This is a genomic window from Flavobacterium restrictum (assembly GCF_007097245.1).
Taxonomy (GTDB): Bacteria; Bacteroidota; Bacteroidia; order Flavobacteriales; family Flavobacteriaceae; genus Flavobacterium; species Flavobacterium restrictum.
In genome coordinates, this window is the sequence record NZ_VJZT01000004.1 from 41,646 (window position 1) to 61,809 (window position 20,164).

The following is a 20,164-nucleotide window of genomic DNA, read 5'->3' on the forward strand; positions in this document are numbered from 1 at the left end:
GTTTGTTCCATCACTTCATTCATAGTAAAAACATTCCGTTAATATCCCAACCATAAAATTGCTTTTACAAATCCGTCACGCCAGAGTTTTTCGTTGTGCTGTCCCCCTTTTACAATTACTTTTCGGTTTAAATTGAGGCAGTAACAGCGTTTGGTATTTATGAGGTATTCCATTTTGTTGAGATCACGAACCATATCTTCATCCCCTTCGGAATCTCCGCAAAGGAAATAATACTTGGTTTGCATTTTTTTAGTGTTTTCCGCCAATTCAAAAATAGCATTCCGATTAATCCAAAAAGAAGGCGAAAACACACCCGCTTTACCAAAAACAGCAGGATATTGGAGCGTTGCATAAAAAGACGTCAACCCGCCTAGGGAACTTCCCATAATGCCCGTATGTTTCTTGTCAGGTTTAGTTCTATACGTGGCGTCAATTTGCGGTTTTAGGGTATTGACAATGAAATCCAAATACAAATCGCCTTTTCCGCCGCCGTATTTTTCGTTTTTAAAAGGTGTTAATTCAGCCAATCTATTTTCGTTACCATGTTCAATCCCCACAATAATAACTTGTGCTTTCAAACTGTCTAATTTTTCATCGATATTCCATTCGCCTACAAAAGAAGTTTTGGCATCAAACAAGTTTTGGGCATCGTGCATGTAAATTACAGGATATTTTTTGGTCGTTTTAGCATAATCTAAAGGCAAATACAACCATATTTTTTTGGCAGTACCCAGTTGTGGAGCAGCAATTGTAAAAGTGGATACTTGCTTGGAAGCAGTACTTTCTTGCGCTATGCAAATGGGAATTGTTGCCCAAAAAAGAAAAAAAAGTAACAATGGTCGAATCATGGGTTGGCTTTTTGTATTTTAACTTTAAAAACGATATTTTAGCTAAAAATAATAAATTGATGAATAGCTTTGAAGAAAAAAGAAGTTTACTTTTAGAAATGATCGCTTTCTCTACCGTTGATGGGAGGTTGCATGGGAGAGAATACCAGTTTTTAAAAATTGTCGCTACCGAATTAGGAATCGAAAAAGCGGTTTTCAATGATTTATTTCATCAAGAATTGCCTATTTTGAACATAAAATCCGAATTTCAACGTATTCAACAGTTCTATAGATTGGCCTTGTTAATGTATTGCGATGGCGTTTTGCACGCCAAAGAAGCAGTTGCTATTTCTCAAATTGCCATTGATATGGGACTAAATCCTGTTGCCACAAAGCGGGTACTGCAAATGATGAAAGAAGCACCAAACGCTATGGTGGATCCCAAGATTTTGTTACACGTTTTTCAAGAGCAACACAATTAATACCTTTTACAGATTAGCCTTTCCGTTTCCAAAAACGGATATGCTGACCTCTTGAACACAAAAATGAAATTTATGGGGCTCAAAAATAGGTTAAAACTATGTGCTTGGCTATATTTCGTTTTTCTGTATCTAAAACTTTTTTAACCACAAATTGCACCAATTTCCAACAATTAATTGGTGCAATTTGGGTTTAAAATTAAGCTTTCAATAAGTCTCCCAAACCAAATCTATGGACTTTGATTCCATACTGATTTGGTTAAAATCAGATTAGTTTTTTATTGATTTCGGTATGTGTTTTTAGTTAACCAAAAACAAGGCGTTGCTAAACAATAAAATTCCGTTTTCCCAAAAGCATCTAAATAAAGGGTTATCAACCATATAAATTAACTTTCCGTCTCCTTTACTATCAACGGCAAAACTTACGGTTTCATTTAATTTTTTCTTGATTTCATGTCCAACAAAACCATAACTTTTGAAATTTTTGGGTACATAAACTACATTGGAAGCATTTTTGAGAAGCGAATAATGCCTATCATCTGTTTTTAAACTAAAGTAAGTATCCCCTAGACCAAAAGCCATAGGATGGGATTTATCAAGAATGTTCTCTATAATAGCTCCAGGAATTGAAGCCGAAATGGCGCGTCGCTCTTCGTTTCCATAATCCAAAAATCGTGCTTTTAGCTCTAAATCAGCGGCATCTTTTTCGGCTTTTACTTTTTCGTCATCACTGGCATACGAATTCAACGCAAATCCTTCTTTTCCTTCAAAAAGACTCAAAGCACCGTTCATGGCTATAATTTTACCTCCATTTTTTACCCATTCGGAAAGTTCTTTTTGCTCGGCTTCCGTAAAATCGTAATACCCATCGGCCAAAATTAGCGTGTTGTATTCGTGAAGTTTAATTCGTTTAAATTTATCTACATCAACTATGCTTACTGGATATCCCAATATTTGATCCAGATAAAACCAAACCGAACCAAACTCTGTAGATCCAACTCCTTTTCCTGAAAACAAAATAATTTTGGGTGCTGGCAATAACACAAAATTTTCGCCTCCTAAATCTTTAGAATTTGCCGAAAAACCAGTAGTTATTACCGTATAATCAGATTTTATTTTGATAATAGCACTAACTGTTTTTTCGAAATCAACAATTTTTGGATTATCACCTTTGGTAACAATTAAACTTCCCGGCGCAATAGTCGTACTCCCAAAAATAGCTTCCTTCATGGCAGATCGCACTTTGATATTATTTTGATGCAACTGCGATAAAACTTGAGCAGAGGTTCTATTGTTCCAAGGAATATGAAAAGCGTAGACCGTTGCTGGAACGTTTACTTCAGGAATAGCAATTGCGGATTTTGTTTTAATTCCAATGCTATTTTTTACAGCATATCCTTTAACTCCATAAGCCAGTGGTAGTGTCCAAGCGGTAATATCGTAGGATAAGCTATCATTTAATTTCTGATTTGGTTCCAAAAGCACTTGGGTCATAACAGCTCTTGGTTGGTCGACTTTTATAATTAAATCATTAGGTTCTATAGCAAAAGGATGCTCTTTTTGGGTTTGATAATCGTAACCAAAAGCATTTTGTTTGGCATCGGCGTAGCTGTATTCGATTCCGTTTTTTTGTAATAATTGCGTCATTTGATCCAACTTTGGATTGCTTTTCATGACATAAGTAGCGTATTTTCCTTTGGTATTTTTTCTAAAATCAGTCATGAAACTTCTAAATCCTTTAAGCAATTGCTCGGATTGCGAAGCGGCAGTTTCTACAACCGTCAAAACCGTTGTGGCATGATGCGTCAAGCGATCTTTGATGGTTAAATTAGTCCCATTCGACATTGTAATTTCGCGTCCCGCCCCAATACCTCCTTGCTCTAATGTCATGCCAACAGCCCCATTATAAGTAGGATATGTATCGCCATAACTAGGGTAAAACAAATCGTAGCGTTCTCTAGTATTGTACATCCAATTTTCCTTGTCAAACTTGGCGGAAATATTTTTGCCTAAAAGGGTATGGAAATCTCTTTGGTATTTTTCTATAAACTCATGCAAAGGCTCCGCTGAAGGAGGAAAAAAATAAGGAGAATTATACCCCATTTCATGCACATCGGTATGTACTTGTGGCATCCATTGGTTGTATAATGCAATGCGTTGTTGGGTTTCGGTTTGAGTTTGCCACGCCCAATCTCTGTTTAAATCAAAAATATAATGATTGTAACGCCCGCCCGGCCACACCTCCATATGCTCCCTATCAGTCAATCCTGGATGGGTATTCTTGCCTGAAATTTCTCTTAACCAATTTCCATATCGAGAATAGCCATCTGGATTAATGCAAGGATCCAAAATTACAATCGTATTTTTAAGCCATTCTTTAGTGGTAACATTCGAGGGATTAACTAGCTCATAGGCAACCGTCATAGCACTTTCGGTACCTGCGAATTCGTTTCCATGAACATTAAAACTCAACCAAACAATTACTTTATCTCCAGTAGTTTGCGTTTTCTGACTCGACATACCAATAGCTGCTAGATTATTAGTTCTAATTTGCTCTAAATGGGCTAAATTTTCTGGAGTCGAAATGAAGTACACATTCAAATCCCGTTGTTCATTGGTTTGCCCGTATTTTTGTTTTTTTATAAAAGTCGATTGCTCGGTAAGTTGCTTAAAATAAGCTTCCACTTGATGGTAATGGGTGATTTGTTTTCCGTAATTTGGCAAAAATTCCGAAGGACTTTGTACTTGTGAATAGTTCGAACTTAAGAAAGTAAAGAAGAGAAAGAAGGCAAAAATTATTTTTTTCATACGAGAAGGAATTACTATTATTACAAAATTCATGACAATTAAAAGAGAGAACTAAAAAAAACAAATATATCATAAAATGTTATAAATTAACCCTATTCCTAGCGATTTAGTCTAAAAAAAGGGATTTTTGAATTTAGTACAACTAGCAGCACCATAAAATGGGAACTCACAAAAAAAAGCTTCTTTTATTCCTAATTTATAGGTATTTTATTAAATTTGATTAGAAAACAAGACCATTTTGTGTTTTTAAACCCTAACGATTGCCTCTAAAAAACGAAAACAATGGGAAAATCCAAATCATCCGAAGACAAGAATTCTAAAAACGAAAAATCAATTCCTGATTTTCATCTTTTCAAAACCTTGAGTAAAAGTGAAAAAATGAAGAAAACCAAAGATTTTTCGAAGCAATTTCGTGTTATGGAATCTAAAAATTTTGCTTTAAAAAACTACGATACTTCCGCCTCATTTGATATCGATCCCGAAAACAAAATGCTTCTTGCTGAAACCTTGCAATTGGGAGTCGAAGCCTTATCTGGCATGCAAGATATTTTGTATGCACAGGATAAATGGTCGGTACTTTTAATTTTTCAGGCCATGGATGCCGCTGGAAAAGATGGTGCTATTAAGCATGTGATGTCAGGTGTAAATCCGCAAGGTTGTCAAGTTTCGTCCTTCAAAGCGCCGAGTCCAGAGGAAATAGACCACGATTTTTTGTGGCGTTGCCAAAAACATTTGCCAGAACGAGGTAGGATTGGTATTTTTAATCGTTCCTATTATGAGGAAGTTTTGGTGGTGCGCGTGCACCAACAAATTTTGCTAGGACAAAAACTCCCCGAAGAATTGATAACCAAAAATATTTGGGAAGAACGTTTTGAAGACATTCGGAATTTTGAAAAATACCTGCATCGCAATGGCACTATTGTGTTGAAATTTTTCTTAAATGTTTCCAAAGAGGAACAAAAAAAACGCTTTATAGAACGAATTGAAAATCCAGATAAAAACTGGAAATTTAGTGCCGCTGATGCCAAAGAACGCGGTTATTGGGACGATTATATGGCTGCTTATGAAAATTTAATTCAAAATACAGCTACCAAAAACGCACCTTGGTATGTGGTTCCAGCCGATAATAAATCGTATGCACGAATTGTAATTGCCTCGGCGATTATTCATGCGCTCGACGATTTGAATTTAGAATATCCAAAAGTAAATGCTGATAAAATAGCTGAATTAAACGAAATAAAAAAAGCATTACTAGCCGAAAAATAAATCGCTATAATCTTTGTGTCTTCTTAAACAATTCAACCGCCTATTAGCCGATTTTTGTAGATTTAAGTAATAGCCATGGTATAATGGTGTGTTTTGAAATCAGATGATGTTTTTTAATTAGCTCATTTATAATTGTTTTCATTGCAATTGCTTCTTTTGACTTTATGACATTTAAACTTTCGACTTACTTATATCCATAAATCGTAACGAAATTTATAGCTAAAAGTAAACTGCTACTTGATTTGAAATAATAAATCCTTTAAATTTTCGACTGATTGGTTTGGTATTAATCAGTGGAAAATTTAAAGGATTATTATAGAACAAGTAATTGAAAAGACTATTTTTTGTCCTTACGTTTCTTGGCTTGGTTTTTCAACATATTTCTATTGACTGAACCGTGGGTTTTTTTCTTGGTAACACCAGGACCACCAAGGTTTACTTTTTTATTCTTTTTGCTTTTTTCGTGAAAAGCGCCATCTCCCTCCAATTTTTGTTTTTTCATCAAAAATTTAATGGCTTGTCGGTCTTTTTCAGGTTCGATAAGTTTGGCCGAAACTTCGACCGTTTCTGGAAAAATTTCATAAGGAAGTTCTTTATTCATGAGGACTTCAATCTCCACTTTAGATTCTTCCTCACGCGGCGTTATAAAGCTAATTGCTGTCCCAGTGGCATCTGCACGCCCTGTCCGACCAATGCGGTGCATGTATAATTCGGGCATTTCGGGCATTTCAAAATTGATTACATGGGTAATATTCGAAATGTCTAATCCTCGAGCCATAATATCGGTTGTGATTAATCCGCGAAGATTTCCTTCTTGGAATTCAGCCATCGTGCTCAATCGATAATTTTGGGATTTATTAGAGTGGATAACACCAAATTGTCCTTCAAAATCTTCCTCGATACGCTCGTGAACCATATCCGAAATTTTTTTGTTATTGACAAAAACCAATATGCGACTCATGTCTTCGTTGGTATCCAAAAGGTGTTTTAGTAAATTTATTTTGGTGTTAAAATTCGGAACTGGAAAGGTAACTTGTTTGATGTTTTCGAGTGGTGTTCCTGATGCCGAAAGGGTAACTTCCTCTGGATAATCAAAAAAGTCGTTCAAAATAGCATCAACTTCATCAGTCATGGTTGCCGAAAAAAGGATGTTTTGGCGTTTTTTTGGCATCATGGCCAAAATTGCAGTAAGTTGAGTTCTAAAACCTAAATTGAGCATTTCGTCAAACTCATCGATAACCAGTTTTTGCATTTCTTCAAACCGGATTACATTGTCTAATGTTAAATCCATGATGCGTCCTGGAGTTCCTACAAGGATATCGCAGCCTTGATAAACAGTCGTTTTTTGAGTATTTATGTTCACACCACCAAAGATTCCAATGGTTCGAACAGACATGTATTTAGTCAGTTTCTCCACTTCTTCGACCACTTGAACTACTAATTCTCGTGTGGGAACTAGGATAACAATTTTGGGTGTATGTCCAAGTGTAAATTTGTAAAGTTTCAATAAAGGCAAAAGGTAAGCAAAGGTTTTCCCTGTACCTGTTTGCGCAATTCCCATCATGTCACGACCCGACATAATTACCGAAAATGATTTTTGTTGAATAGGTGTTGGGGTTACAAAGCCTAAATCATCAATTGCTTTTTGTACGGATTTTGGGAGATTGAATTTTTCGAAAGAAGTCATAAAACGTATATTTTGTGCAAAGATACGTTTTTTATAAGGATACTGATTTATCGTTTTGTTATCTACTGTATTATGCCCATTCCGTATGGAATTTAAACAAACCGTTTTACTCTTAAAACCAATTCAATAGGATTAAACGGTTTGGCTATAAAATCATCAACACCTAACTTGAAGCCTTCTATTACCGTTGAATCTTCTTTTCCTAAAGCCGAAACAATGATAACTGGTATTTTCGGGAAATTCTTTTTGGCATAGCCCGTTATTTCTAATCCTGATTTATACGGCATCATCACATCCGTGATTATTAAATCAGGAAGGATTTCGCTAATTTTTGCAATTCCATCATTACCATCTTTGGCTATAAATGTTTCGTATCCTTCTCGTTTCAATATAAAATCAAGAATTTTTACAATTAAATTATCGTCTTCTATTATTAATATTTTTTTCATGATTTTGACTATTTTATTTTTGAACATTATTAAAACCTTGCCGTACCATAACGCCCCAATGTTGTTCTTTTTGCCTCAAGAAATGAAAATAACCTTTTATCGAGGCAAAAACATTTATGGGATGAAAAACGAGAGGTTCTATAAAAACCATAGCAATTAGAATAATTATTTCTTTAATTCCGGAGTAGTGTTTGTAAATTAATTGGTCTAATAACACCGAAATTAAGGTGATTGTAATATAAAAAAGGTAAACAAATCCGCTTGCTACCAATAGAAAAGGGAAGTTAATATTAAAAAAGAAAAAATCAACAAGTAATACCAGCAAACCAATTACTTCTAAAATGGGCACTGCAAACTCAAAAAAGATATAATAAGGCAAAACAAGAAAACCTGTTGCGCCATATTTAGGATTAAAAACGGTCGTTTTGTGTAAATATAAAGTTTGAATTAATCCTCTTGCCCAGCGAACTCTTTGTCTTAAAAAGATAGTCATACTCGAAGGAACTTCTGTCCAGCAGAGTGATTCTGGAATATAAATGATTAGGAATTTTTCTTTTTTGGTGTGCATTAATTTTCTCATTCGGGTAATGAGTTCCATATCTTCGCCGAGTGATTTATGCCAATAACCGCCCGCTTCGATAACGGTTTCCTTGTCGAACATTCCTAATCCACCAGAAACCAATAATAAACCGTTTACTTTACTCCATGCCATTCGACCAAATAAAAACGAGCGTATGTATTCTAATTCTTGAAATCGTGCAAAAAAATTATCTGGAAAATGAGATTGATACAGCATACCATCTTTGAACTCACAGGAATTAGAAATCCGGATTGCAGCACCAGTTGCAATCACTTTTTCAGTATTTTCCATAAAGGGTTTTGCTAGCATTGCGATGGTGTCTTTTCGTAAAATACAGTCCACATCAGTACATAAAAATAGTCCGTATTTTGCCGAGTTAATGCCTGCATTTGAGGCATCGGCTTTGCTTTTTCCATTTTCTTTATCAACTACTAATAGTTTAGAATAGATTGGATTAGTTGACTTATAATGACCTCTTACGGGTTGTGTGGGGATTTTTTCTTGATAAAAAAAGTCCACTTTTATCAAACTAAATTCGGCTATTAATTTATCGAGCGTTTGATCCGTGCTACCATCGTTTACAATAACTACTTCAAATTTTGGATACTCTTGAAAAAGTAATGATTTAACGTTGTACACAATAGTCGTTGCCTCATTGAATGCTGGTGCAACAATAGAAACGCCAACAACATGATTTGATTTTACCAATATTTCCTTCAGCAAATAATACTTTGATTTGTAATATCTTTTGATGGCAACCCACGATAGAATGGCCAAAATTAAATACACAAAAATGTATAGGATCGCATAAAATGATATTAATTTTTCGTAGCCTGTCAGTATGTCTTTTAGAATATTCAATTTAAATAGGGTGTATTTACGTGTAAAATGATTTTGGATATAATTTCTTTTTCGGTAGCGTCTTGAGTTTGGTAAGTGTCAAAAAAGTGTTCGTCTAGTTTGATGATACTTTTTACGATTTCAAATTTTATTTCTAAATCTTTTTCATCCTTAAAAATACTCACTATGAATTGTTTTGCCTCTAGATCGCCAACACTACCAATTGTTTTTAATGCCGAAATCTGACATCTTTTATCGGTTTCTGTTTTGTAATAATCGATTAAAATGGCACTAGTTTCAATTATATACAAAGTCCGTATGGCTAGTAATGTTTCCTTGCGAACTTGCGGATTTTCATTTTTCAAAAGATAGCGAATTTGCTCTTTGGTCAATGATTCTCGATACCGAATCATTAATTTTATAGCCAATGTAACAATAGAACTATTTTTATTATAAATCCAGTTGTTGATATTTTTGGGTAACTCTGCTTTTTTTTGATGAATGATATCTAGAATTTTCAGTTCATCTGCTGTTGCTATTTTTTTTTCATAATTGTTTAAAAATTCAAATTTTTCGTCAGAAAGCGAAATAACGGCTACTAAAGCATTTGATTTCAAAAATTTGTTTTTTACATAAATATTGGGTCTAATTCGTCCTTTTTTAATTTTATAATCTAAAATTTGATAGTGGTAAATTCCCAATAATTTTTTCTCCCAACTGCGACTTTTTATGAGTTTATCGCTGTAAATATTAAATCCAAAATACTTATAAATCAATAGCATTTGGTTTGGATTAACACCATTAATGTTTCGTTTTACGGTAATAATGTTTTTTAGAATAATTTCTCGGCACCATTTTTTGTTAAACGGAACTTCTACGGTTATAAACGCTTTGATTTTTTCTTTAATTTCCTCCGTAGTACAATTAGAAAAAATAATTTCAGTCAGAAAATCATTTATTTTTTGTTCTACTTCTTTTTTGATTTGGATTTTTTTCTCAAAACCGTATCGATTTGCAATTAATAAAACAACAAGAACTATAACTATAAATAGTAAAAAAGGATTGACATAGTACTTAAATAATGGATATAAAAATTCTGAACTGAAAACAGTGTTGAAATTTGCTGTTAGTGTTGTTTTTAGGGAACTCGAATAAAGTGAATTATTTAATTTTGATAAGATAAAACCAGTAAATGCAGTTTTATTTTTTATCAAAAAGCATAGAAAATCAATCATTTTTTAATTTTATTTATTCGGTTTTTACAATTGAGTATCAAAAAAAAGACTGCTTTTTTTATTTTTGGTGAACACAAAGTTAACTCTTAATGCACTAAAACCGAATTAATTGCTAAAGAACGACCATTTTTGCGAAATAAAAACTTTAAAAACCATATCGCATTGTTATTTTTAATAATTTATCGATTTTTATACGATTTAATTGCTTTTTGGACTATAAAATTCAATTTCGTCTAGCATTACCATTGGTTTCTTGTTTTTTCTTTTTCGCCATGGTGGTAATTCGTCTTGGTTTTCAACCGTTATCTTAAGGATTTCAAAATCTTTAAAAAGTGGATTTTCTATTACAATTGTTTTAGTTTCAATAGTATTTTTTTCCTCTATTGGTGCGCAAACGCTTTCATTTAAGACTACCCATTTTTCATTTTTCAATCCACATACTGTTACTTTTTTTGGAATAAAAATCCAATGGCGTTGGTCATTTAAAAAATTTATTTTTAATTGATTGAATTGCAATTGATTCGTTTTTAGTTCTATTTCGGGATTGTTTCCATACCAGCCAATCCAGTTGCTATTGTAATTTTTGTAGCCTCGGGTGCCATCAACGAGTCCATAGCTTCCTTTTCCTTTGTAGTCATCAGCAGGAGGGGTCAAAAAAGTTGTTTCCATATTTTCGCCAAGATGTTCTGCTGGATTATTGGCAATCGCTAACCATTGCTCGTAATACTTTTCAGGCGATAAACCCCCTTCACTTAATTCATAAATTCCGTTTTTGGTGCATTGTTGTGTAAAATCAAACACTCTTTCGGTAAGTCCCGCTTTTACTACTTTATGTCCGTTTTCGGTATAAATGAACATACCGTGTTGGTCTTTTCCATAAAATTTTGATTGCTCAAAATAGGCATATTCTAATGCTAATCGTAATTTTTGAACTCGTGCTGCCAAAACAGAATCAGGACTAATTTTGTCAAAAGCTTCGTCTAGTAATTGATCGTACTGATTCATGGCATTTGGTGTCAAAAAAGTAGCTCTACTTTGAACTGGACCAGAATAAATGTCTAAATAAGAATTTGATTCTTGCTGGTTTTGTGCCAAAAGATTCAAATATTTTTTGATTATTACTGCCGCTTTTCCATAAAAACCTCTCAAGAAATCATTGGTCGTGGCGTCACAATCAATGTTTGTATTCCACATTAATTTAGCTAATACATACTGCCTTAATTCTGTAAAATCGCCGGGCACATCCGCATAACCTTGCGAAAATATTCCTTTTACCTTATTTTTCTTGAATAGTTTATAATTATCTGAAAAAGTTTGAATATTGGGAAAGGGCGATAAATAGTTTGAGAATTGCACCGTATAATCCCATAAATAAAGATGTGAAGTTGTTGCACTCCATTTTTGAAGTGTTTTTATAAATGAAGTATTTGGATCGTTTATTAGCGAAATCCCTCGGTTTAATTCAATTGGACAAAAAAACGTGTAGATATTAGGTGCGATTTTTAAGTTTTCGGGTGCTTTGTAAGTATGTAAATAGGCTAATGTGGTAATTTTTGTTTTTGGAAAATGAGCAGCAATTTTATTCAAAAAAACATAAAGAGATCCCTGTGAACCACCCAGTTTTTCGTTCAAAGCTTTACATTTTTCACATTCACAATAAATCATGCTATCGTTTTGACTCACGGAACAAAAGGTAGCATTAGGATTATCGGCAATAATTTGCTTCATCTTTTCTAGGATGATAGGCACAACACTATCATTACTCATACATAATGATTCGGCATTTCGATGACCTTCGTATAAGGCAAAAAAAGTTGGATTTGATTTAAAATAGGTTTTTGGAGGCACAAGCATATCAAAGGAATGTCCCCAAATACTAAAATCATCTTGATACCAATCTAATTTATGCCAGTCTCTAAAGTCTTCATCATAAGCATCTGGGTACAGGAGGACTCGGTATTCAAATGAGGGTTTGTTGATTTGCAAAGTTTTTTTTGGGAATTCAACCGTTTTTAAATTAGGAATGTAATCTACTTGGGCAGTAAATTTTCTAAAACCCCAGTTTTCTAATAACGTATAGATGGCATAACGCAACAATTTTTCGTTTGGAGCTATTAGGAATATGTTTTTCGAATCACTTTTTATAAGGAATCCATTATTGGGAATGGTGTTATTATGATTGGAAAGCTCAAGCCGAATTACTGTTTTTTTATCTTTAATTTCCTTCTCCAATTGAATGACAAAAGGGCTTGAAAATCCTTTATCCAAATAGGTTTTTAATACTATTGCTTCTGGCTTTAGTTTATTTGAGGAGATGCTAATTGCATTTTTTGCGTTGATGACAATTTGAGATTGTGCCATGGTTAAAGTACTTAAAAAAAGTAAAAAAAATGGTGTGACAAAATGTATGAATTTAGTATTCATTGATTGTTTTTGAGGAAGTATTTGGTAAAAAAGAATCACTAAATTATACTATTTCAGGAACATAATTACTCGAAAGTTTGCTACAATCAAAGGCTTAATAGCTAAACTATCCCTTTAGTTGTAGGGATTTTAAATAATGGAATGTTTCAATACTCTTTATTTGCTTGATTTTTTTAACAAAGCTACGTTATTTTTATGGGGTTTTTAGAGCTTAATTTTCAATAGGTTGTGAATTTTAATTCTAAAAAAAGGATTACAAAAAAAGCTTAACGTATTGATGTTGCTTAAAAGTGGTTTATAAAGAACTGTTTTTGTATTGTTTTTTGTAATTGTACAATAAGGAATATTAAAATTATAAAAGCAATTGATTAGTAATTGATTATAAATAGTTTTATTTTTTTTAAATGTTAAAAAAATAACATACTTTTATAAAATAAAAACAAAGACACGCCTATTTGTATATTTTTATGAAAAAAAGCAACATCAGTAAAAACTTATTATTTACACAAAAACACTTTGATTTATTGGTACAATTGTATCAAAATTCGTTTGTAGATACTGTTTTAGTTGCTGATTTTTATAACATAATAACTGAAACATTAGTCGACGGTTTATCAATAGACCGAGCTAGTTATTGGGAACTTCTGGAGGACAGGCTGGTTTGTATTAATTTATTCGATAAAAATAAAGGCTGTCATAGTTTGTCTAATGATATTCAAGCCAGAGATTTACCCAACTATTTTCAGGCTTTGAATAACGGAATTGCAATTGTTGCTGATGATGCTCGAACTAACGATTACACCAAAGAACTCAAATACAGTTATTTGATCCCTAACGGAATAACGGATATGCTTGATTTGCCCATTCGTGAAAATGGTAGTATTACAGGAGTTTTGTGCTGTGAGCATCGGGATCAAACACGAAATTGGAGCGAATCTGATTTGGCTTTTGCAAAAGCAATTGCGGATATTTTAATTGTTATGATTGCGCAATATAAGCGCCGCAAAACCGAACTTAAACTTATTGATAGTGAGCGCAAATTAAGCTTAATTACGGATAATTCTACTGATGGGTTTGTTGTGTTTGAAAACAGTATTGTGACTTATATTTCGCCTTCCTACAGGAAATTATTAGGCTATAGCGAGAATGAATTACAGCATTTTTCCTTGCAAGAAGTATATTCCCATATTCATCCTGATGAAGTAGAAGGGGTCAGGGAATTTATAAATGAACATTTAGCTAAACAAGCGGCCAATTTTAAGTATGAGTTTAGAATTAAAGGAAAATTAGATAAATATTTTTGGCGAGAAGATACCGCAAGTGTCCTTTATGAGCACGGGCAATATACTAAATACATTCTCATTTCTAGAGATATTACAGCTCAAAAAAACGCCGAAATAAAAATTCAAAAATTGTATTCGATTTCTAAAATTCAGAACAAAAAACTACTGGATTTCACGCATATCATTTCGCATAATATTAGATCTAATACTAGTAATATGGCTATGATTATTGAACTCATGGCGGATACGACTGATGAAGTTGAGAAAAAAGAGTATTTTGAATTATTGAAAGAAAGTAACTACAAACTTTCGGAAACCATTCAATATCTTAACGACACCATAAGTTTAAAACTGAATGTAAAACAGCAAAAAGTAGTCGTAAACCTAAAATCCATTATCGAAAAAAGTCTGATAGGAATAAATGTAATTATTCGCAATCAACGCGTTCTTGTAAACGTAAATATTGCCGAGGATATATTTATACGAACAATTCCCTCATATTTTGAAAGTATTATTTTTAATCTTGTTACTAATGCAATTAAATATAAATCGCCACATTGCGATCCTATAATTACCATTAATACCACAAAAATAACCGCACAACAATATCGAATTTCAGTAATTGACAACGGTTTAGGGATTGATATGACAAGGAATGGTGATAAGATTTTTGGAATGTATAAAACCTTTCATGGGAATCCTGATGCTGTAGGATTGGGCCTTTTTATGACTAAAAATCATGTCGAAGCGCTAGGTGGAACTATAGCTGTTTCCAGTGAAGTAGGTATTGGTTCTGAATTCAAATTTACATTATATGAATAAATTTGACTTAACTTATATTGTAGATGACGACGCTATTTTTGTTTCCATTTTCAAAAAAATACTATCTAAAATTCAAAATTTCAGTGAAATTAAACATCTAAAAAATGGTGCAATTGCCCTGTCAGATCTCAAGAAACGATTTGATAACAAGCAGGTTTTTCCAGATATTATTTTTTTGGATTTGAATATGCCTGTCCTTGATGGTTGGCAGTTTCTCGAGGAATTGAAGCAGTTGCCTTTCAAAAATCAATTAGCGATTTACGTTATTTCATCCACTATTGATAAAAGAGAAATTAAAAAATGTAGAAAGTATAAAACTGTTTTGAATTTTATACAAAAACCAACCAATGAATCCCAATTGAAAGCAATTTTAGGAATTTAGAGTCCTATATATTTTTAAAATCCCTCAAAAACGCCTAATCCAAACAATGCAAAATCATATTTTACAGGATCATTTGCATCAAGTTCCCGTAGTTTTAGGTCTAGTTCTGCCAATGCTTTAGCATCATTTTGTTTACGAGTAAGCAACCCTAATTTCCGAGCCACATTGCCCGAATGTACATCTAATGGGCAGGATAACAAGGAGGGCGATATGTTTTTCCAAATCCCTAAATCCACCCCTTTGTTGTCTTGACGCACCATCCAGCGCAAATACATGTTGATGCGTTTTGCGGCCGAACCATTTAATGGATCCGAAATGTGTTTTTGGGTTCTATAGTGATGCGGAATCTCAAAAAAAAGTTGCTTGAATTCGTGAATGGTATTTTGCAGATTAATTGTTTTGCCATTGTCCCCGTCTTTTTTTGTAAAAACAGTTTCTAGCCCACCGTGATTTTTATAAATATGTTGCAAGCCTTTTATAAAACTAGCAAAATCAGTCCCGTTGAAGGTTCTGTGTACAAAATTTTCCAATCGCTCCAAGTCGGTTTCCGAATGGGACAGGACAAAATCATAAGGTGTATTCCCCATCAAATCCATCATTTTATGGGCATTTTTGATAATCATCTTGCGATTTCCCCAAGCAATGGTAGCACTCAAAAAACCTGCAATTTCGATATCTTCTTTTTGTGTAAAAAGATGCGGAATTTGCACTGGATCGCTTTCTATAAAATCACAATTGTTGTATAAAATTACTTTTTCGTCTAGGAATTCTTTGAGTTCAACTGTAGTCATGCGGTATCACTTTTGGAACGATTGATTGCTTATTTGTCCATCAACCATCACAAGTTTTCTATCCGCCATATTGGCAAGTTCCTCGTTATGGGTTACAATGACGAAAGTTTGCCCCAATTCGTCCCGAAGTTGAAAGAATAATTGATGCAAGTTTTCGGCTGAATGGGTGTCTAAATTCCCAGAAGGCTCATCGGCAAAAATAATATCGGGCTTGTTGATCAAGGCTCTTGCTACGGCAACTCGTTGTTGTTCTCCACCAGAAAGTTCGTTTGGTTTGTGGTTTATTCGATGCGAAAGCCCAAGGTATTCTAATAATTTTTTGGCTTCATTTTCGGTTTCCAATGGTTTTTTGCCAGCAATGTAAGCGGGAATACACACGTTTTCCAGAGCGGTAAATTCAGGTAAAAGTTGATGAAACTGAAAAATAAAGCCTAAATTTAAATTTCTAAATTTAGACAATGTTTTGTCATTCATTTTTAAAACATCTTGTCCATTGATAGTCAAACAAGATTCGTTTTCTATAGTGGGTTGGTCTAATGTTCCCAGAATTTGCAACAAAGTAGTTTTGCCAGCACCCGAAGCGCCTACAATCGAGACGATTTCTCCTTTTTGAATGTGCAAATCAACTCCTTTTAGCACCTCAAGTTGATCGTAATATTTGTGTATGTTTTTGGCCTGTATCATTTAAAACTATTTTTACAAAGAAACAAAGATTCTCTTGATAATGAAATGGAACGCAGCATAATTTTGTAGAACAGACTATAAATTAAAGTTAATAAATAGCCAGTTCGATTATATTGAATAACTTTGAAAAAGAAAAATCCATTCTTTTTTCAAATACAAATAAAATATGAATGATACGCAAGAATTCGAAATAGCAACATTGGCAGGAGGCTGTTTTTGGTGTACCGAAGCTGTTTTTTTGGCCCTTGAAGGAGTACAATCAGTAACATCGGGTTACATTGGCGGCATGACAACCAGCCCAACCTATGCCGCAATTTGCAATGGTAATACGGGTCATGCCGAAGCGATTGAAATTGTATTTGATTCCTCATTAATTAGCTTCGAGGAGTTACTAGAAATCTTTTTTGCCACCCACGATTCCACGACTTTAAACCGACAAGGAAATGATGTTGGCACACAATACCGCAGCGAAATTTTTTGTCATAACGAAAGCCAAAAAGAAGTGGCAATGGCCTATATCGCTCTGTTGAATGACCAAAATGTATTTGGAAAAAAAGTGGTAACCAAGGTTTCGATGGCAAGTATTTTTTATCCTGCCGAAACTTATCACAGTAATTATTACCAATTAAATTCCTCACAAGCGTATTGTAGTTATATTATTACCCCAAAGATGAACAAACTAAAAAAAGTATTTTCCAGTAAGCTCAAAAAATAATTGGCATCAGTTTTGGTAAACCGTATCTAAAATTAAATACTATGGAAGTGGTACCTAACACAAAGCAACTTGATTATAATTCCATTAGAAACAAAAAGTTAATGCTAGGATTACTTTTGGACGGAATAGGAATGCTTTCATTCACAATCCCATTGATTGGTGAGTTTTCGGATGTGGTTTGGGCACCGCTTGCTGGTTTTTTGATGACTATGATGTATAATGGACGCGTAGGAAAAGTGGCTGGAGTTTTGACTTTTCTCGAAGAAATTATCCCTTTTACGGATGTGATTCCTTCCTTTACTTTGACTTGGTTTTATACTTATTGTATCAAGAAAAATGTGTAGAAATTTACTTTTTTTTAAACAAAAATCCAAATCCTTGGTTTTTCAATAGTCTTTTCTCAAAAGCCCAAAAAAATTCAAATTGACCAAATAAAAAACCTATTGCCACTAGTGCTATTTGATACAAAGGAAAAATAAGTAATAACCGAACGGGTGTGAACCAAAAACCCAAACTTTCATTTGTGATGCCAAGCCAAAAGCAAAGCGGTTTAGACAACCAAGCCGATGCTGAACCTGTAATCGCAAATACAAGTAGTATCATTGTAAGTTGATAATTCGAACTAATTCCCCAACGTTGCTTTAATTTGTTCATTTTTATTTATAATGATTACAAATATAAAAAATTATCTTGTGGGAACTGTACCAAAGAGTTTTTGTTTATTCGTATTTTGAAAATAAATCATGTAGTTGTAAATTAAGTAATTTACCTCATATCCATACCGAAGCATTGGATCATAATTAATAGTCATTTCGTACAAATTAGGATTATATAGTTGAGGCTGTAGCACCCGATTATTCCATTCGCTCACGTACAATTGATTTTTACTTTCTAAATAATTCAGGGAATGGTATTTTCTAGGATAGGCTCTAGAGTCGAGCCAAGAACTAAATCCAGCATCAATAATTATGACTTCGTAGTCCAAAGAATCGTTTGCAATCCTGATGGTATCCTTTGTAGCAATAGTTTTTGTGACCATTACAACCTCTGGTTTTGAGGTGGAGCAGGCGAGTAGCACACAGCCTATAAGGATGAGGTAAAAACTATTTTTCATAAAACACCGATTGAATTTTTAAACTAAAAAAAGTAAAGAGTCATTTATACAAATGACTCTTTACTTACTGTAAATGGTGTTATTTGCCAAATAAACTGCCTAAAAAACCACCAATACCACCGCTGCTTTTAGTAACTGCAAGTGCATCTTGTAAGTCTAGTTTGCCATCCGCATTTTGATCTAAACCAAATTGTGTTCCGTATTTAGAAATAGTATCCATCATTCCGGAAGCTTGTGTGCTGTTGCCTGCAATGGCTCCAATAATATCCGAGATTTGAAAACTATCATTCGGATCATTGGCTTTATTCATCAAGCCGCCTAGTATTTTTGGTATCATACTTGCCGCCACTCCCGAAGCAGCTTCGCTACTCAATCCAAATTTTTCGCCCAGGCTACCCGTCAATTCTTGGGTAATTTGCTGTACTGCAGGATGGGACGAATCGTGAGCATTGTTGCCTTGCAGCAAACCCGCTAATTGTTCTATTCCGCCTTCGGAAGCCATTTTTTGCAAACTCGAAAAGATAGAACTACTGGTTTCGTCTACCACTGCTTGGTTGTGTTCGTTAGGAATTGAGGCATTGTTGACAACGGCATCATTGCCAAATTGCTGTGCTAATTGGGTTAATTGTTCAAACATAAGGGCTTTAGGGTTAAAATTAGACATCAAATTTAATTAAAAAAAAAGGGAATTTAGTAAACGATTTTACTAAATTCCCTTAAAATTTTTAAAATAAATGGACTATCCTAAAATCCCAATAATTTGAGAAGCTAGTTCTGTACCTATTCTATCTTGAGCTTCATCCGTAGCAGCACCAATATGTGGTGTCAACGAAATTTTAGCATGCATTAAAATTCTCATTTCTGGTTTTGGTTCGCTTTCAAAAACGTCTAAACCTGCAAAACCAACTTTACCACTATCCAAAGCATCGATTAAAGCAATTTCATCAATAACGCCACCACGAGCACAGTTTACAATACCTACACCATTTTTCATAGTTTCTAATTCTTTGGCACCTATAATGTAACCGTCTTGAGCAGGTACGTGTAAGGTGATAAAATCAGCTTCTTGAAACAAAGATTCTAATGATTGTGATACGATAGTAGTAGTAATGGATTGTCCGTCAAAAAACACCACTTTTACATCTACTTGTGGGATATAACTATCCGCAGCAATCACTTTCATTCCTAATCCAAGCGCCATTTTTGCTGTGGCTTGACCGATACGGCCTATACCAACAATACCAAGCGTTTTTCCTCTTAATTCGGTTCCGTTAGCGTAGGCTTTTTTCAAACCATCAAAGTTCGAATCCCCTTCTAATGGCATATTTCTATTGGAATCATGCAAGAAACGAACACCAGAAAATAAATGTCCAAAAACCAATTCCGCCACCGATTCTGATGAGGAAGCAGGCGTATTAATTACTTGAATTCCTTTGCTTTTGGCATATTCTACATCAATATTATCCATACCTACACCGCCACGACCAATAATTTTTAGTCCCGGGCACGCATCAATAATATCCTTACGAACTTTGGTCGCACTACGCACTAGAACTACGCTTACGTTATTTTCGTTTACAAAATTGGCCACTTGTTCTTGTGCTACTTTGGTAGTAATCACTTCATATCCGCCTTTTTCTAGAGCTAGAATTCCACTTTTAGAAATTCCGTCGTTTGCTAATACTTTCATTCTTTTTTTTATTTAAAGATTGAATGATTTAAAAATTTAAAGATTCAATCTGGATTATTTAGTATTTGGATTAAAAATTGATTTTTTC

At 33.9% G+C, this 20,164-nt stretch carries 19 protein-coding genes; 6 read left to right on the forward strand and 13 right to left on the reverse strand.

From position 1 onward, the window contains the following. Positions 1-38 precede the first annotated feature (38 nt). On the reverse strand, positions 39-848 hold the full coding sequence (locus tag FNW21_RS05660; RefSeq protein WP_144255771.1) for an alpha/beta hydrolase: 810 nt from the start codon (positions 846-848) through the stop codon (positions 39-41). A gap of 59 nt (positions 849-907) precedes the next feature. Between FNW21_RS05660 and FNW21_RS05665 the strand changes: the two genes are divergently transcribed. Next, the gene (locus tag FNW21_RS05665) at positions 908-1,309 is read left to right on the forward strand and encodes an excinuclease ABC subunit B (RefSeq protein ID WP_144255772.1); all 402 of its coding nucleotides are present in this window, start codon (positions 908-910) and stop codon (positions 1,307-1,309) included. A 297-nt stretch (positions 1,310-1,606) separates the two neighbouring features. Here FNW21_RS05665 and FNW21_RS05670 read toward each other — a convergent pair whose 3' ends face one another. Then, positions 1,607-4,114: a M14 family zinc carboxypeptidase gene (locus tag FNW21_RS05670; RefSeq protein ID WP_235889595.1), complete on the reverse strand. Its 2,508-nt coding sequence runs from the start codon at positions 4,112-4,114 to the stop codon at positions 1,607-1,609. A gap of 282 nt (positions 4,115-4,396) precedes the next feature. Here FNW21_RS05670 and FNW21_RS05675 point away from each other — a divergent pair, with 282 nt between their 5' ends. Beyond that, positions 4,397-5,380: a polyphosphate kinase 2 family protein gene (locus FNW21_RS05675; protein ID WP_221932049.1), complete on the forward strand. Its 984-nt coding sequence runs from the start codon at positions 4,397-4,399 to the stop codon at positions 5,378-5,380. Positions 5,381-5,717: 337 nt separating this feature from the next. Here the strand turns inward: FNW21_RS05675 and FNW21_RS05680 are convergent, their stop codons facing one another. The 5 genes from FNW21_RS05680 to FNW21_RS05700 form a co-directional block, all read right to left on the reverse strand. Next, positions 5,718-7,067: a DEAD/DEAH box helicase gene (locus tag FNW21_RS05680; protein WP_144255774.1), complete on the reverse strand. Its 1,350-nt coding sequence runs from the start codon at positions 7,065-7,067 to the stop codon at positions 5,718-5,720. Positions 7,068-7,159: 92 nt separating this feature from the next. Continuing rightward, positions 7,160-7,516 (reverse strand): response regulator transcription factor, encoded by a 357-nt coding sequence (locus FNW21_RS05685; protein ID WP_144255775.1) that lies wholly within the window; start codon positions 7,514-7,516, stop codon positions 7,160-7,162. Between the two features lie 13 nt (positions 7,517-7,529). Beyond that, positions 7,530-8,957: a glycosyltransferase family 2 protein gene (locus FNW21_RS05690; protein WP_144255776.1), complete on the reverse strand. Its 1,428-nt coding sequence runs from the start codon at positions 8,955-8,957 to the stop codon at positions 7,530-7,532. Continuing rightward, complete coding sequence (locus FNW21_RS05695) at positions 8,954-10,171, reverse strand: HEAT repeat domain-containing protein (RefSeq protein WP_144255777.1); 1,218 nt, start codon at positions 10,169-10,171, stop codon at positions 8,954-8,956. The genes FNW21_RS05690 and FNW21_RS05695 overlap by 4 nt, the downstream gene beginning before the upstream one ends. 198 nt (positions 10,172-10,369) lie before the next feature. Next, positions 10,370-12,532, reverse strand: a complete 2,163-nt coding sequence (locus FNW21_RS05700; protein WP_144255778.1) for a DUF4838 domain-containing protein — start codon at positions 12,530-12,532, stop codon at positions 10,370-10,372. 530 nt (positions 12,533-13,062) lie between these two features. On the opposite strand from FNW21_RS05700, the gene FNW21_RS05705 reads away from it, so the two are divergent. Both FNW21_RS05705 and FNW21_RS05710 read left to right on the forward strand, forming a co-directional pair. Then, positions 13,063-14,700, forward strand: a complete 1,638-nt coding sequence (locus tag FNW21_RS05705) for a GAF domain-containing sensor histidine kinase (protein WP_144255779.1) — start codon at positions 13,063-13,065, stop codon at positions 14,698-14,700. Further along, a complete protein-coding gene (locus FNW21_RS05710; RefSeq protein ID WP_144255780.1) occupies positions 14,693-15,082 on the forward strand; it encodes a response regulator in 390 nt (129 codons plus the stop codon). Before FNW21_RS05705 ends, FNW21_RS05710 begins: the two co-directional genes overlap by 8 nt. Before the next feature lie 14 nt (positions 15,083-15,096). On the opposite strand, the gene FNW21_RS05715 is transcribed toward FNW21_RS05710, so the two are convergent. After that, positions 15,097-15,873 carry a TIGR02757 family protein gene (locus FNW21_RS05715; RefSeq protein ID WP_144255781.1) on the reverse strand — a complete coding sequence of 259 codons (777 nt, stop codon included), beginning with the start codon at positions 15,871-15,873 and terminating at the stop codon, positions 15,097-15,099. Between the two features lie 6 nt (positions 15,874-15,879). After that, on the reverse strand, positions 15,880-16,557 hold the full coding sequence (locus FNW21_RS05720) for an ABC transporter ATP-binding protein (RefSeq protein WP_144255782.1): 678 nt from the start codon (positions 16,555-16,557) through the stop codon (positions 15,880-15,882). A 166-nt stretch (positions 16,558-16,723) separates the two neighbouring features. Between FNW21_RS05720 and msrA the strand changes: the two genes are divergently transcribed. Continuing rightward, positions 16,724-17,272 (forward strand): peptide-methionine (S)-S-oxide reductase MsrA, encoded by a 549-nt coding sequence (msrA, locus tag FNW21_RS05725; protein ID WP_144255783.1) that lies wholly within the window; start codon positions 16,724-16,726, stop codon positions 17,270-17,272. Between the two features lie 41 nt (positions 17,273-17,313). Next, positions 17,314-17,616, forward strand: coding sequence for a hypothetical protein (locus tag FNW21_RS05730; protein WP_144255784.1), 303 nt, complete (start codon positions 17,314-17,316; stop codon positions 17,614-17,616). A 4-nt stretch (positions 17,617-17,620) separates the two neighbouring features. Here the strand turns inward: FNW21_RS05730 and FNW21_RS05735 are convergent, their stop codons facing one another. From FNW21_RS05735 to FNW21_RS05750, 4 genes are all read right to left on the reverse strand, one after another. Then, positions 17,621-17,926: a DUF6787 family protein gene (locus tag FNW21_RS05735; RefSeq protein ID WP_144255785.1), complete on the reverse strand. Its 306-nt coding sequence runs from the start codon at positions 17,924-17,926 to the stop codon at positions 17,621-17,623. 31 nt (positions 17,927-17,957) lie between these two features. After that, positions 17,958-18,386 carry a DUF6146 family protein gene (locus FNW21_RS05740; RefSeq protein ID WP_144255786.1) on the reverse strand — a complete coding sequence of 143 codons (429 nt, stop codon included), beginning with the start codon at positions 18,384-18,386 and terminating at the stop codon, positions 17,958-17,960. 79 nt (positions 18,387-18,465) lie between these two features. Further along, a complete protein-coding gene (locus FNW21_RS05745; RefSeq protein WP_144255787.1) occupies positions 18,466-19,023 on the reverse strand; it encodes a DUF937 domain-containing protein in 558 nt (185 codons plus the stop codon). Between the two features lie 102 nt (positions 19,024-19,125). Then, on the reverse strand, positions 19,126-20,076 hold the full coding sequence (locus FNW21_RS05750; protein ID WP_144255788.1) for a D-2-hydroxyacid dehydrogenase: 951 nt from the start codon (positions 20,074-20,076) through the stop codon (positions 19,126-19,128). Between the last annotated feature and the right edge of the window lie 88 nt (positions 20,077-20,164).

Excerpts from the sequence above, each read along its gene's own strand:
- FNW21_RS05710 (WP_144255780.1), top strand. The coding sequence starts at position 14,693 with ATGAATAAATTTGACTTAACTTATATTGTAGATGACGACGCTATTTTT.
- FNW21_RS05730 (WP_144255784.1), top strand. The coding sequence starts at position 17,314 with ATGGAAGTGGTACCTAACACAAAGCAACTTGATTATAATTCCATTAGA.
- FNW21_RS05715 (WP_144255781.1), bottom strand. The coding sequence starts at position 15,873 with ATGACTACAGTTGAACTCAAAGAATTCCTAGACGAAAAAGTAATTTTA.
- FNW21_RS05665 (WP_144255772.1), top strand. The coding sequence starts at position 908 with ATGAATAGCTTTGAAGAAAAAAGAAGTTTACTTTTAGAAATGATCGCT.
- FNW21_RS05675 (WP_221932049.1), top strand. The coding sequence starts at position 4,397 with ATGGGAAAATCCAAATCATCCGAAGACAAGAATTCTAAAAACGAAAAA.
- FNW21_RS05680 (WP_144255774.1), bottom strand. The coding sequence starts at position 7,067 with ATGACTTCTTTCGAAAAATTCAATCTCCCAAAATCCGTACAAAAAGCA.
- FNW21_RS05695 (WP_144255777.1), bottom strand. The coding sequence starts at position 10,171 with ATGATTGATTTTCTATGCTTTTTGATAAAAAATAAAACTGCATTTACT.
- FNW21_RS05705 (WP_144255779.1), top strand. The coding sequence starts at position 13,063 with ATGAAAAAAAGCAACATCAGTAAAAACTTATTATTTACACAAAAACAC.
- FNW21_RS05685 (WP_144255775.1), bottom strand. The coding sequence starts at position 7,516 with ATGAAAAAAATATTAATAATAGAAGACGATAATTTAATTGTAAAAATT.
- FNW21_RS05720 (WP_144255782.1), bottom strand. The coding sequence starts at position 16,557 with ATGATACAGGCCAAAAACATACACAAATATTACGATCAACTTGAGGTG.
- FNW21_RS05750 (WP_144255788.1), bottom strand. The coding sequence starts at position 20,076 with ATGAAAGTATTAGCAAACGACGGAATTTCTAAAAGTGGAATTCTAGCT.
- msrA (WP_144255783.1), top strand. The coding sequence starts at position 16,724 with ATGAATGATACGCAAGAATTCGAAATAGCAACATTGGCAGGAGGCTGT.
- FNW21_RS05740 (WP_144255786.1), bottom strand. The coding sequence starts at position 18,386 with ATGAAAAATAGTTTTTACCTCATCCTTATAGGCTGTGTGCTACTCGCC.
- FNW21_RS05660 (WP_144255771.1), bottom strand. The coding sequence starts at position 848 with ATGATTCGACCATTGTTACTTTTTTTTCTTTTTTGGGCAACAATTCCC.
- FNW21_RS05700 (WP_144255778.1), bottom strand. The coding sequence starts at position 12,532 with ATGGCACAATCTCAAATTGTCATCAACGCAAAAAATGCAATTAGCATC.
- FNW21_RS05670 (WP_235889595.1), bottom strand. The coding sequence starts at position 4,114 with ATGAAAAAAATAATTTTTGCCTTCTTTCTCTTCTTTACTTTCTTAAGT.
- FNW21_RS05745 (WP_144255787.1), bottom strand. The coding sequence starts at position 19,023 with ATGTTTGAACAATTAACCCAATTAGCACAGCAATTTGGCAATGATGCC.
- FNW21_RS05735 (WP_144255785.1), bottom strand. The coding sequence starts at position 17,926 with ATGAACAAATTAAAGCAACGTTGGGGAATTAGTTCGAATTATCAACTT.